Source organism: Arcanobacterium haemolyticum DSM 20595, from assembly GCF_000092365.1.
GTDB classification, from domain to species: domain Bacteria; phylum Actinomycetota; class Actinomycetes; order Actinomycetales; family Actinomycetaceae; genus Arcanobacterium; species Arcanobacterium haemolyticum.
Genome location: NC_014218.1, coordinates 1,254,372 through 1,266,440, shown reverse-complemented (window position 1 = coordinate 1,266,440; position 12,069 = coordinate 1,254,372). Strand labels below are relative to the sequence as shown.

Genomic DNA, 12,069 nt, shown 5'->3' with positions numbered 1-12,069 from the left:
CAATAGAGTAATTGTGTCCTGTGGAACACATTGGAGTAGTCTGTGCAGTATGAACCAACAGCAGATTATTGAAGCATTAGGCGTTGCATCAGATATTATCCCTAGTGATGAGGTTATTTTGCGGGTTAATTTTCTATGTGATTATGCCCGAGCAACAAAAACTAAAGGTTTCGTCCTAGGTATTTCTGGAGGGGTTGACTCCACGTTAGGAGGCCGTTTAGCCCAGTTAGCCGTAGAAAAGCTGAGGAGTGAGGGATACTCTGCGACTTTCATTGCGGTTCGATTGCCGTATGGGGTACAGGCAGATGAAGCCGAAGCTCAGGCTGCGGTTGATTGGATTAAACCAGATCGGTGCATCACGATAAATATTCAAGATGCAACAGACGCATTTCATGCGACGTATAAAAACAGCATGGGAGAAGCTCTCACAGATTTTAATAAAGGAAATGTGAAGGCGCGGATGCGCATGATTGCCCAGTTCGCAATTGCTGGTGACAACGGCTTGTTGGTGATTGGAACAGATCATGCCGCCGAAAACCTCACCGGATTCTTCACCAAGTTCGGTGATGGAGCAGCAGATATTCTTCCACTTGCACACCTAAACAAGCGCCAAGTTCGCAGTATCGCTAAATACCTAGGGGCACCACAGAATTTGTGGGAGAAGATCCCAACCGCTGATCTGTTGGATAACAAGCCGCAACGCACGGATGAAGATGAACTCGGTGTTACCTATGACGACATCGATGACTTCCTTGAAGGGATCCAGATTTCTGCCGAAGCTCAGGCGAACCTAGAAACGAAGTGGATGCGAGCACGGCACAAGCGCGCCATGCCAGTTCAGCCATCTGACACCTGGTGGAAATAATTATTCAGGGATCGTGATTGGAGAAATCTCAGGGCTATGGAGCGTGCGGAATACAGACCAGATCACTGCGATGAGTGGGATTGCGATAACCGCGCCCATCAGCCCACCCGCGAAGCCACCAGCTGAAACACCAACGGCTACGGCAACCGGGTGAACGGACACCTTCTTCCCCATGATCAATGGCTGGAGAAGGTGCCCTTCTATTTGGCCAATTCCAGCGATCCCTAAGCCGATGATGATAAACATAGACAGGCCATCGGTTGCTAGCCCCACGAACATAGCCACAAACATTGCGATCGGGGCACCCACAAGCGGAACAAACGTACCAAGCATGACGAGCACTGCTAGAGGGGCTGCAAGAGGAAGATCTAAGAGCCACAAGAAAATAAACGAAAGACCGCCATTGGTAACCGCGATGATCACGGTACCTGCCGCGTAGCCAGAAAAAGCGGTCCAGCCAGCTTCTGCTGCCGCATTCACGCGTTCTTGTTTGCGCGACGGGAGGAGAGCAATGAACCATGCCCACATTGATGCGCCAGAAGCAAGGAGGAAGACGGTGATAAAAACTGCGAGTGCCAAAATCGTGAGGATAATGGCCACCTGGCTAGCGTTTGATGCAACCGTTTGGGCAATCTCACCGGCATGGTTTTGTGCATATTGAGTGCCCTGTTGGAGGGCTTTTGATAATACATCGAATACCTGGGAGCGTTCCAAAGTAAACGGCAGGGAGCCATCAGTTAGCAACCTCATGATGTTATCTACACCGTGCGAAAATTGCCGAGCTAGATCGTTCCATTCATGCAAGATAGAAGACACGACGTAGGCGATAAGCCCGCCAAAAAGCGCGAAACCACTAATGACTGCCACTGCGGTTGCCAGAGCTCGCGGCATAAAATGAGACAGCCAATTGACAGCCGGGAGGAGAACAGCTGTGAGCACGAACGCTAAGAACACACCCAAAAACACTTGATAGACAGAACCGAGGATCAGCACGATTGCGCTGATAACAATTCCGATACCTATGAGAGACCACGAACCGATGCCAAACTTCACCAGCCAATAAGGAACACCAACCGACGAATGGTGCGCCGGAGGCGCCGCAATAATTGGGGCCCATGGGCGTTTCTCCACGGCATACTCCTCTTTACTAATCGGTCATCTCTTTAAAAATTCGAATAATCTAGTGCTGATCTTACTGATGCATGGCAGCCTAACCTGCATTAAAAAACGTAGGTTAGGCTAGCGGTGAACAGTTCTATCCCGCATAACTTCATGCCTGCGATAATAGGATTTAGGCCACTTTTGGTGAACCGTTTTAATGAGGAAACGAAGGACCCATGAAGAAACTTATAAATGAACCAAGCAACGTTGTCAAAGAATCCCTTATCGGTATGGCTGCTGCACATCCGGAACTACGCATCGATATGGATGCCCGGGTGATTTTCCGTTCCGAATGCCCAATCACAGGGAAGGTCGGGTTGATCTCTGGCGGTGGATCCGGGCACGAACCGCTGCATGGCGGATTCGTGGGGCACGGAATGCTGGATGCTGCAGTTGCCGGAGAAATCTTCACATCCCCAACACCAGATCAAGTATATGCCGCCATCAAAGGAGTAGATTCCGGGGCAGGTGTTTTATTGATTATCAAGAACTACACAGGGGACGTCCTGAACTTCACCATGGCCGCAGAACTCGCACAGGCGGAAGGCATAAGGGTTGAATCCGTCGTCGTCAATGATGATGTTGCCGTGGAAGATTCGTCGTTCACTGCTGGCAGACGTGGAGTGGGCCTTACAGTACTCGTGGAAAAAATAGCCGGTGCCGCAGCAAACCAAGGAAAAACTCTAGACGAAGTCAAAGAAATCGCAGAACACGTGATTGCCCACGGGCGCTCCATGGGCGTGGCTCTCACCTCGGTTACGCTACCTGCTGTTGGTACGCCAAGTTTCGATCTTCCAGAAAACGAAATAGAAATGGGCGTGGGAATACACGGCGAACCCGGCCGTCGGCGTATCACCATGAAATCTGCCCACGAAATCGCGCAAGAACTCACCGAATCGATCTGCGCAGATATTGACGTGAGCGGATCCAAGGTGATCGTTATGCTCAACGGCATGGGTGCCACGCCACTCATCGAACTCTATCTCATGTATGGGGAAGTGGAACGTCTCCTCGCACAACGCGGCGTGAAAGTAGTGCGAAACCTCGTTGGAAACTATATTACGTCTATCGATATGGCCGGCTGCTCCCTCACGGTCCTTAAAGCATCAGACGAACTCATTAGCTTGTGGGACGAACCTGTACGAACCCCAGCGCTCGCTCGCGGAACCGTGGAAGAAACTATGCCCTCTACGCACACTGAAACACACGTGGCAGAAGAAGCACAGCCTACCGGCATCCACGAAACCCTCGTCCACACACACCGCGAAAGAACCGAAACCGGAAACGGAATCACCTTACAGCAGATGGTTCGGTGGATTGAAAAATCAGCTCAAGTCATGAAAGACAACCAAGAAACCCTCACCCAACTCGATGCCGCAATCGGAGATGCCGATCACGGAGCAAACATTGCCCGCGGAATGGGCGTGGCATGGGAAAAGCTGGCCCAAAGCGATCCCGATTCATTCGCAGACCTTGGCAAAACCGTAGGCATGGCGCTCGTCTCCAACGTTGGTGGCGCCTCCGGTCCACTCTACGGAACCTTCTTCCTCCGCTTCGGGCAAGAACTCGGGGACGTCGATGAAATCACCTCCGAAACCCTCGCACGCGCATTCCGTGCAGGCGTGGATGGGGTGCGCGCTCGCGGCAAGGCCGAAGCCGGTGAAAAGACCATGCTCGATGTGCTCATCCCGGTAGCAGACACCCTGGAAGCATTCGCAGATGCAACCATCAGTGACACCCTTGAATCTGCCCAGAAAGCAGCCTTCACCGGCCGCGATGAAACCGTAGATATGATCGCTAAAAAGGGGCGCGCCTCCTACTTGGGCGAACGCTCCGTTGGGCATATGGATCCAGGGGCGGCATCGTCTGCTCTTCTGATTGATACGCTGGTAAATGTAGTACGAAAGGCAAACGCATGAGCGTAGGCATTGTTGTTGTATCCCATTCGCACGATCTGGCACAGGCGGCCGTGGAATTCGCCTTGCAGATGGTAGCTGGGGAACCGCCGCATATCGCGATTGCAGCTGGTACTGATGGCGGCGGTTTGGGCACGGACGCCATGAAGATCATGGGTGCCATCGAAGAAGCCAATAGCGGTGATGGCGTGGTAGTACTCACCGATCTGGGCTCAGCCATTTTGTCTTCCGATATGGCGTTGGAGTTCCTAGGGAACCCTGATGACGTTGCATTGGTTGGGGCACCGTTTGTAGAAGGTTTGCTTTCTGCGATAGTCACGGCTGCGGCCGGGGCGAATGTGGCAGATGTGTGCCGGCAGGCGCGCAACGCCCTAGAACCCAAACTGAAGCATATTGGTCCTGGACAACTGGCAGGAACCACGGGAACCTCCGATCCTGCCCCCGCGGGTGAATCGGTAACCCGAGTGCGAATAGCGAACCCGCAAGGGTTACACGCCCGGCCAGCCGCTCAGATTGTTCACCTGGCCTCCCAATACGATGCCACGATTACCATGACCTTCGATGATGAAACCGTGCCGGCCACATCTCCCATGGAAATCGCCGGTTTAGGCACTGAAGGCGGGGATGAAATCGAATTGCGCGCCAACGGGGCACAAGCAAACGAAGCACTGGCAGCTCTACAAGAACTGATTGCTGGGGGCTTTGGAGAAGCTAACTGAAATCTAGAATGCTGGGATGGGAACAAAGTTGCCCATCCCAACATTCTCTTGATCCTTCACGTGAGCCTTCTAACTCTCTAAGGGGCCTTAGGGTTCCAAGCCACCCCACTGTGCAAGATCAGAAAAAGCTTCACGGAAGCCTTTTCGCCACGTCGCATACCCATGATTTCCGGGGATTACTCGCGAATCCACTTGCATGCCAGCCTGCTGGGCTAAGCGAGAAAGCAAACGTTGAGCAGTACGAGCCCGGACGTCGCTATCTCCCGTCACAAAGATTGCTTTCTTCCCGTTGAAACGCGGATCTTGTTGCTTGATAGCATTTTCGAAAATGTCCTTGGGATTGATTGCAAGAAACGCCTGTACGTTTCCATGGAAGAACGTATCAACAGTCTCTTTACGAGAACCCAACGCAGGTTCCTCATAACCGGAAAGGTTAAGGAAACCACCATAAGACTGCGGATCATTAGCCAAAACTTGCATAGCGCAGGTGCCGCCGTAGCTCAAGCCCGCAATCGTCCACTTGTTTTGATCTGTATCCACACGAAGCTTTTCTTTAATCAGACGCGGAACATCATGAGCAAGATACGTTTGCATCTTCAACTCAGGCCCATCAACACATGCAGGATCTCCAGTCCACGAACCTGTTGCGTCAACTGACACAAGTATTGGAGAAACACCATGATGTTCGCGCTGATAGCGATCCGCTGGTATAGCAGCATCTCCTACAGCAAACCAACGTTGAGGAGAACCAGGATTCCCATGTAATAGAACGATAACTGGCAGTTTCAATTCCGGTTTAGTCCAGTAGGAGGGCGGAATGTAAGCCACAGCATCGCGTGCCTTTAGTCCAGATTCTGCACCATGGAAAGGAATAGATACGAGCGCTCCTACGGGGCGCGAACCGTTTGAAGGCGGAGTTTTCCGAACGAGGAACTGCTCATACGACATGGAAACCGTATTATTTTGAGGAAAAAAGGATCCGACAGAAGCATATTCTTCGTACGTTAAGTTAGCGACAAGATATGTATTACCGCCACTTAGCAACATTAAAATCGCAAGCCATAGCCTTCGCCCTTTTACTGTAAAGATTCCCAAAAGAGCCACCAGAGCAGAAAATCCTGCAACAAAAATTTGCCACGGAACTAACCCCGGATACGGTTGAGGCCACACGAAAAAATAAGCCCACCCAAGTGCCGTGAAGAAACCACCAACACATACAGCAATAACGCCGCCTAAACGTGACCCATCACTCGTTCGTCGAAGCGTGAGAACGCCCACGGCTAGTGTCAATAACGCTGCCACTACATAAATAAATATTGCAGGTACTGTGCCGATGAGCGCAATATCGTTGAGAAAATCCATAAATGAATTGTCTCAAAGTTTCTTGATAAAATTCTTGATGTGCCGGTAAAAAATATGTGGTACATAGCGCTTTTGAAAGGTTCATGCTGTGACTGACCTGCTACTTGGTTCTCCCTTACTCACAATATTTTTAGTGGTAGCTCTTGGCGCCATCGTTGGCGTTATTCCGTTCGGGCCACTTCGATTAGGGGCAGCAGGCGCACTTTTTGTGGGGCTCGCAATCGGCAATACAGTTCCAGATATGGCAGATAAGATGGGCATGATCCAGAACCTAGGGCTCGCCCTCTTCGTCTACACCGTGGGCTTGAGTGCCGGGCAAACGTTCTTCTCTGATCTGGTTCGGCAATCAAAACTGATGATCGCATCGATCGGAGTGCTTATCGTTGGCGCATTCGTCACCATCTTTGGTGGGATCGCGCTCGGCTTTAAACCCGATTTTTCGGTAGGTATTTTTGCCGGTTCAACCACAAACACGCCAGCCTTGGCCGCAGCCAGTGCAGCAACAGGAAATGAAGCTCCAGCCGTGGGTTATTCGCTGGCGTACCCGATGGGCGTTATTTTTGGCATTATCTTCGTGGCGTTGATTGTCGGGCGTCCATGGAAAGGCATAAACGACACCGAATCACTTGCCGGCAAACATTTGGCAGCAGTTACGGCAAACGTAGAAAAGCGATGCGAAATCCGCCGCGTTCCAGGATGGCAAGAAGAACGGATTCGGATGTCCTACCTGCGCCGCGGTGACGATCAACGTGTTGTAAGCCCAGGAGAAGTGCTCCTCCCAGGCGATCGTGTTGTGATCGTTGGCCTAGAAGAAGATGTTACAGCTGCAGTTGACGCCGTAGGAACTGAAGTTGATGAACACCTAGCTGATGATCGTTCCATCGTTGGTTTCCGTAGCTTTGTTGTATCCCGCAAAGAACTTGCTGGGAGATCGATTGCTTCACTAAACCTTCCTGCACACTTCGGTGCGATGATCACACGTGTAAATCGTGGAGATCTGGAGCTCCTAGCCGCCGATGATCTACGCCTGGAGTTAGGTGATCGGATCGCTATTGTATATCCACGTCCTGAAGAAGAAGCCATTGTTAACTACTTCGGAAACTCGCAGCGCAAAATCTCAGAAGTAGATGCCATTGGCCTCGGCCTTGGCCTTGTTGCAGGACTCTTGCTTGGCATGATCCAAATCTCTCTACCCGGCGGTTCATCATTCAGCCTTGGCGCTGCGGCCGGCCCGCTACTTGTTGGCATGATCCTTGGTTACCTGCAACGCACAGGCCCACTCGTGTGGCAACTCCCGTTATCAGCGAACCTCACCATCCGCCAACTCGGCTTGCTCCTATTCTTAGCCGCTGTCGGTATCGCCTCCGGTCCCGCCTTCACCAACACCGCATTTACAGCTCAAGGCGGCAAGGGCATCGTGCTGGGTGCAGTTGTCGCGATCGTCGTCGTCGTCCTCACCGCCCTTGCCGGAAAACTACTTGGCCTCTCCGCTCCACGCACCGCTGGAGCAATGGCCGGTATCCTCGGCCAGCCAGCAATTTTGGCTTTTGCATCCTCGAAAGTAAACGATGAACGAATCGAAAGCGGCTACGCGGCACTTTTTGCGCTCGGAATGATCGTGAAAATCGTGCTCGTATCGCTCATCTTGATGTTCTAAACCGTCTCCACGGTAGAAATTACCTGTTACTGATGCGAAAAATGGGTAATTTGAGGTCAAAAGTTAGTGAGCTAGTCTATTCTTTTGGCGAAACACGCCCGTAAATTCGAGATTTTGGCGAGTTTTCAGCTAAATTTCTAGGTAGCGGCTAAACAGCCCGTTCGAACAACTTCGATTTGGAGGAAGAACTATGTCCCTCAACCGTACCGAACTTATTGCAAAGATCGCTGAAGAAGCTAGCATCACCAAAACTGACGCTGACAAGGCAATCTCTGCTCTTCAGTCCGTTCTTGTTGAATCTCTTGCAAAGGGCGAAGCCGTGAAGATCACCGGCCTCATGTCTGTTGAGCGCACCGAGCGCGCAGCTCGCAAGGGCCGTAACCCACGCACCGGTGAAGAAATCAAGATCCCAGCTGGCTACGGCGTGAAGATCTCTGCTGGCTCCACCTTGAAGAAGGCTGTTGCTAAGTGAGGTTGTAAACCTTAAAACTGATGGGAACGTCGTGCGACGTTCCCATCTTTATACCACCGTGCATTGACGTAAAACTCACTTATTTCCGGTGATAGCCCCGTATAGAGGCCTATCACCGGAAATAAGTGAGTTTTGTGAAAGTTGCATGCGAGGGGGATACCTCACGTCGTGTGCATGAGACTTTGGCGGAGGGGAGTTCTAGACTAAAAGCATGTCTATTTCTGATCCATACTCAGCACCAGGCGCACCAGAAACCCCAGGCCTCGATCCATTCTCTACCACGGCTGTCTTAGAACGCACTGAAGAACAGAAAGCTCCAGGTGATGATGAACGATTCGCGCACTACGTGCGCAAAGATCGCATCACACAGTCTGCCGTTGAAGGTGGCCCAGTTGTGGCTTTGTGCGGGAAAGTATGGACTCCAGTTCGTAACCCAGATAAATACCCAGTGTGCCCCACATGCAAAGCCATCTTTGAACAGATGGGCAACATGGGCAACGCGTGGCCATTTGGGCCAAACATCCCTGGCAATGATGGGGGTAACAACGGCACAGGAGGTGGCCAATGAGTCCTGAGCTGAAAGGCTCAGCGCACCCGCCACAATCCGTCTCCGTATCTGCGGCAGAAAATCTTCCTCCAGTCTTTCCTCAGCGTGCAGCATGGGGTACCGCAGGTTCCTTACGCGCATGGCAGGCAGCAGCCCTAGAACAATTCATGCATTCTATGCCTGCCGATTTTTTGGCTGTGGCAACCCCCGGCGCTGGAAAAACAACATTCGCGTTGAGAGTAGCAACAGAACTGATGGCTCGGCGGGAAGTGAACGAAATAGTCGTCGTCGCTCCAACTGAACACTTGAAATATCAATGGGCAGAAGCAGCCGCACGTGTGGGGCTCCAACTCGATCCGGACTTTTCCAATTCGAACCTGGGACTCGGCGAATCGTTCAATGGGGCGTGCGTGACATATGCGCAGGTGGCGCGTGCACCAATGTTCCATCGGCAGCGAATCGCATCCCGGAAAACTTTGGTGATCCTAGACGAAGTCCACCACGGAGGCGATAACCTCTCCTGGGGCGATGCCATACGAGCAGCGTTCTCTGTAGCAAAACATCGGCTGAGCCTCACAGGCACACCATTCCGTTCAGATACGTCAGCGATCCCGTTCGTCACCTACGAACCAGACGAAGACGGTATCTACCGGTCCAAAGCCGATTACACGTACGGTTATGCTGAAGCGTTACGCGATTTCGTTGTGCGGCCCGTGATGTTTATGTCCTACACCGGAAACATGCAATGGCAAACCAAACACGGTGAAATCATGGATGCCACGCTAGGGGAGCCGCTCACGAAAGATCTGATTGCGCAGGCCTGGCGTACCGCGCTGGATCCTTCTGGAGAATGGATTCAGTCTGTGTTGAAAGCAGCTGATGAACGGTTGAGCGTTGTACGCCGAAGCGTGCCTGATGCCGGCGGCCTTGTGATCGCAACTGACCACAAAACAGCACGTGCCTACGCCGAAATCCTGGACAGAATCACGAGCAAGAAAACTACCGTTGTGCTTTCCGACGATGCCACGGCATCGGACATGATTGCGGAATTTTCTGCTGGCACAAGCCGATGGATGGTGGCAGTTCGTATGGTGTCGGAAGGCGTGGACGTGCCGCGTTTATGTGTTGGCGTCTATGCTACTTCGGCCTCCACTCCGCTGTTCTTCGCGCAGGCGATCGGGCGTTTTGTGCGATCGCGCAAGCGTGGCGAAACGGCGTCGGTGTTTTTGCCATCCGTGCCGCGATTGCTTGGGTTAGCCGGTGAACTAGAAGCCCAACGCGATCATGCTCTCAGTAAGCCGAGCTCTGAACAAGGGTGGGATGATGAATCCCTAGCTGAAGCAAACCGGGAAGAAAAAGCTTCTGATGAACTCGAAGGCCCAGGCTATCGCGCACTTTCTGCCGCAGCCACCTTTGACAAGGTTGTGTTCGATGGGGACGATTTCGGTTCGTGGGCTGAAGTCGGATCAGACGAAGAAGCCGATTTCCTTGGCATTCCTGGGTTGCTTGAACCTGACGATGTGGCCACACTGTTGCGCCAACACCAGCAAGATCAGCAAAGCAAGGCAGCTAAGAAGCCAGCTGGCGGCCCGGCTCCCGTGATGAATTCGCGCAAGCGGCGGGAAAAGCGGCAAGAACTTTCGAAGATCGTGGCAGCATATTCGGCTAAAACCGGCCGTGCTCATGCGCTCATTCACACGGATCTGCGGAACGCCTGTGGCGGGCCAGAAGTAGCGCGTGCATCTCTTGAACAGATTGAAGCACGAATAGCGCAGCTTCAGAAATGGTTTGTGGGGCGGAAATAGCCGGCGGCTACTATCCATGATTACTGGATAAAAGCTAACCCCTGCACGTTGATAAGGGATAGGGCACGGCCTTCGATATAGTCGAAAACCGTGCCACATTCCTAGACTTTGCAGGAAACGCAGTACAAGAATCCTGTGCTTCCGTTATAACTGTGCGTGCAGATCCACGAATTCGGTTGGCAATCCAGGTTCACCTTCTGAAAGCCGCCATGCGGCATACGGCAAAGCAGCACGTGAACTGCGATGGCGTTCCGCGGCCCGCCCAAGAGCAGACGCATTCACGTACTCGTCATTAATCACGCCGCCATCAACCAGTTTCACCTGGAGTGGGCGAGCACCCTGTTCTTTAATATAGGCCACGCCTTCGGCAAAACTATCGGCAGTCACGATCAATTCGGCGGTAGCCCGGCCGGTCACATCGTTACGGCGCCCGGCAACTTTCAAACCGCCCCGCGAACCCTTCGATTCGGCCTTCTTCTGCACTGGTACCCATTCGCCAGAATCATCCTGGCGGGCTACCAACTTATACACAAGTTGAGCCGTTGGATGCCCGGAGCCCGTAACCAGTTTCGTGCCTACCCCATACGAATCCACCGGGGCAGCATTCAGTGCGGCGATCGCATATTCGTCCAGGTCAGAGGTGACCGTGATCTTCGTCGTCGTCGCTCCCAACGAATCCAACTGCTCCCGAACCTTGAAAGCCTGCGCAACCAAATCGCCAGAATCGATACGCACGGCGCCAAGTTCGCCGCCAGCCCGGCGGGCCGCCGCAACCGCGCGCTCAACGCCGGTTGGAATATTGTACGTATCCACAAGAAGCGTGGTATTCGGGCCCAGCGTAGAAATCTGGGCGTCAAATGCTTCTTCCTCATTCTCGTGAAGTAACGTGAACGAATGTGCGGCCGTACCAATAGTGGAAATCCCGTACCGGCGCCCAGCTTCCAGATCGGACGTGCCCACAAAACCACCAATCACAGCGGCACGGGCCGCCGCAACCGCGCTGTATTCGTGCGTGCGGCGCGCCCCCATCTCCAAACATGGCCGATCGTGCGCCGCGATAGTCACGCGCGAAGCCGCGGTAGCAACCGCCGAATCGTAATTCAATATGGACAACACAAGAGTCTCAAGCACAACGCATTCCGCGAATGTGCCAACCACGGTAAGCAATGGAGAATACGGGAAATAGCATTCGCCTTCCGCATACCCGTAAATATCGCCGGTGAACTCCCAATTCTTCAAATACTCTAACGTGCGCTCACCAACCACGTTGGCATCCCGCAAATAAGCCAGCTCGCCCTCAGTAAACCTAAACTCACGCAACGCCTCCAAAATTCGGGCGGTACCAGCCACAACCCCGTAGCGGCGCTGCCCAGGAAGCCGGCGGCCAAAAACTTCAAAAACACAAGGAACGTCGGCGCGCCCCGTCGCAAAAGCTGACTCGATCATCGTCAGCTCATACATATCCGTTAAGAGAGCGGTGCTCTGTGAAAATATCATGATTTAACCGTAGGACGAATGAGGTAAAAATTCCACATTTTGGGTGGTAGACGTTGTGTATTCCTCGT

At 52.7% G+C, this 12,069-nt stretch carries 10 protein-coding genes; 7 read left to right on the top strand and 3 right to left on the bottom strand.

Annotated elements, in window-relative coordinates:
• Window positions 1–49: 49 nt before the first annotated feature.
• On the top strand, window positions 50–865 hold the full coding sequence (gene nadE / locus ARCH_RS05710; RefSeq protein ID WP_013170332.1) for an ammonia-dependent NAD(+) synthetase: 816 nt from the start codon (window positions 50–52) through the stop codon (window positions 863–865).
• Here the strand turns inward: nadE and ARCH_RS05705 are convergent, their stop codons facing one another.
• A complete protein-coding gene (locus ARCH_RS05705) occupies window positions 866–1,996 on the bottom strand; it encodes an AI-2E family transporter (protein ID WP_013170331.1) in 1,131 nt (376 codons plus the stop codon). It lies immediately after the preceding gene.
• A 206-nt stretch (window positions 1,997–2,202) separates the two neighbouring features.
• On the opposite strand from ARCH_RS05705, the gene dhaK reads away from it, so the two are divergent.
• Together dhaK and dhaM are read left to right on the top strand one after the other, a co-directional pair.
• A complete protein-coding gene (gene dhaK / locus ARCH_RS09695) occupies window positions 2,203–3,945 on the top strand; it encodes a dihydroxyacetone kinase subunit DhaK (RefSeq protein ID WP_013170330.1) in 1,743 nt (580 codons plus the stop codon).
• Entirely contained in the window at window positions 3,942–4,661 is a 720-nt protein-coding gene (dhaM, locus tag ARCH_RS05695) for a dihydroxyacetone kinase phosphoryl donor subunit DhaM (protein ID WP_013170329.1), read from the top strand. Before dhaK ends, dhaM begins: the two co-directional genes overlap by 4 nt.
• 87 nt (window positions 4,662–4,748) lie before the next feature.
• Here the strand turns inward: dhaM and ARCH_RS05690 are convergent, their stop codons facing one another.
• Complete coding sequence (locus ARCH_RS05690; RefSeq protein WP_170121740.1) at window positions 4,749–5,609, bottom strand: alpha/beta hydrolase; 861 nt, start codon at window positions 5,607–5,609, stop codon at window positions 4,749–4,751.
• A 502-nt stretch (window positions 5,610–6,111) separates the two neighbouring features.
• Between ARCH_RS05690 and ARCH_RS05685 the strand changes: the two genes are divergently transcribed.
• The 4 genes from ARCH_RS05685 to ARCH_RS05670 all read left to right on the top strand — a co-directional run bounded on the left by ARCH_RS05685 (window position 6,112) and on the right by ARCH_RS05670 (window position 10,504).
• Window positions 6,112–7,680 carry an aspartate:alanine exchanger family transporter gene (locus tag ARCH_RS05685; RefSeq protein ID WP_013170327.1) on the top strand — a complete coding sequence of 523 codons (1,569 nt, stop codon included), beginning with the start codon at window positions 6,112–6,114 and terminating at the stop codon, window positions 7,678–7,680.
• 190 nt (window positions 7,681–7,870) lie between these two features.
• A complete protein-coding gene (locus tag ARCH_RS05680; RefSeq protein ID WP_013170326.1) occupies window positions 7,871–8,152 on the top strand; it encodes an HU family DNA-binding protein in 282 nt (93 codons plus the stop codon).
• A gap of 211 nt (window positions 8,153–8,363) precedes the next feature.
• Window positions 8,364–8,720 carry a DUF3039 domain-containing protein gene (locus ARCH_RS05675; protein WP_013170325.1) on the top strand — a complete coding sequence of 119 codons (357 nt, stop codon included), beginning with the start codon at window positions 8,364–8,366 and terminating at the stop codon, window positions 8,718–8,720.
• On the top strand, window positions 8,717–10,504 hold the full coding sequence (locus ARCH_RS05670) for a DEAD/DEAH box helicase (RefSeq protein WP_013170324.1): 1,788 nt from the start codon (window positions 8,717–8,719) through the stop codon (window positions 10,502–10,504). Before ARCH_RS05675 ends, ARCH_RS05670 begins: the two co-directional genes overlap by 4 nt.
• 144 nt (window positions 10,505–10,648) lie before the next feature.
• On the opposite strand, the gene ARCH_RS05665 is transcribed toward ARCH_RS05670, so the two are convergent.
• On the bottom strand, window positions 10,649–12,001 hold the full coding sequence (locus ARCH_RS05665; protein WP_013170323.1) for a nicotinate phosphoribosyltransferase: 1,353 nt from the start codon (window positions 11,999–12,001) through the stop codon (window positions 10,649–10,651).
• Window positions 12,002–12,069: the final 68 nt, after the last annotated feature.

Coding starts and splice junctions, on each gene's coding strand:
- nadE (WP_013170332.1), top strand. CDS start 50: ATGAACCAACAGCAGATTATTGAAGCATTAGGCGTTGCATCAGATATT.
- dhaK (WP_013170330.1), top strand. CDS start 2,203: ATGAAGAAACTTATAAATGAACCAAGCAACGTTGTCAAAGAATCCCTT.
- dhaM (WP_013170329.1), top strand. CDS start 3,942: ATGAGCGTAGGCATTGTTGTTGTATCCCATTCGCACGATCTGGCACAG.
- ARCH_RS05690 (WP_170121740.1), bottom strand. CDS start 5,609: ATGTCGTATGAGCAGTTCCTCGTTCGGAAAACTCCGCCTTCAAACGGT.
- ARCH_RS05680 (WP_013170326.1), top strand. CDS start 7,871: ATGTCCCTCAACCGTACCGAACTTATTGCAAAGATCGCTGAAGAAGCT.
- ARCH_RS05675 (WP_013170325.1), top strand. CDS start 8,364: ATGTCTATTTCTGATCCATACTCAGCACCAGGCGCACCAGAAACCCCA.
- ARCH_RS05670 (WP_013170324.1), top strand. CDS start 8,717: ATGAGTCCTGAGCTGAAAGGCTCAGCGCACCCGCCACAATCCGTCTCC.
- ARCH_RS05665 (WP_013170323.1), bottom strand. CDS start 12,001: ATGATATTTTCACAGAGCACCGCTCTCTTAACGGATATGTATGAGCTG.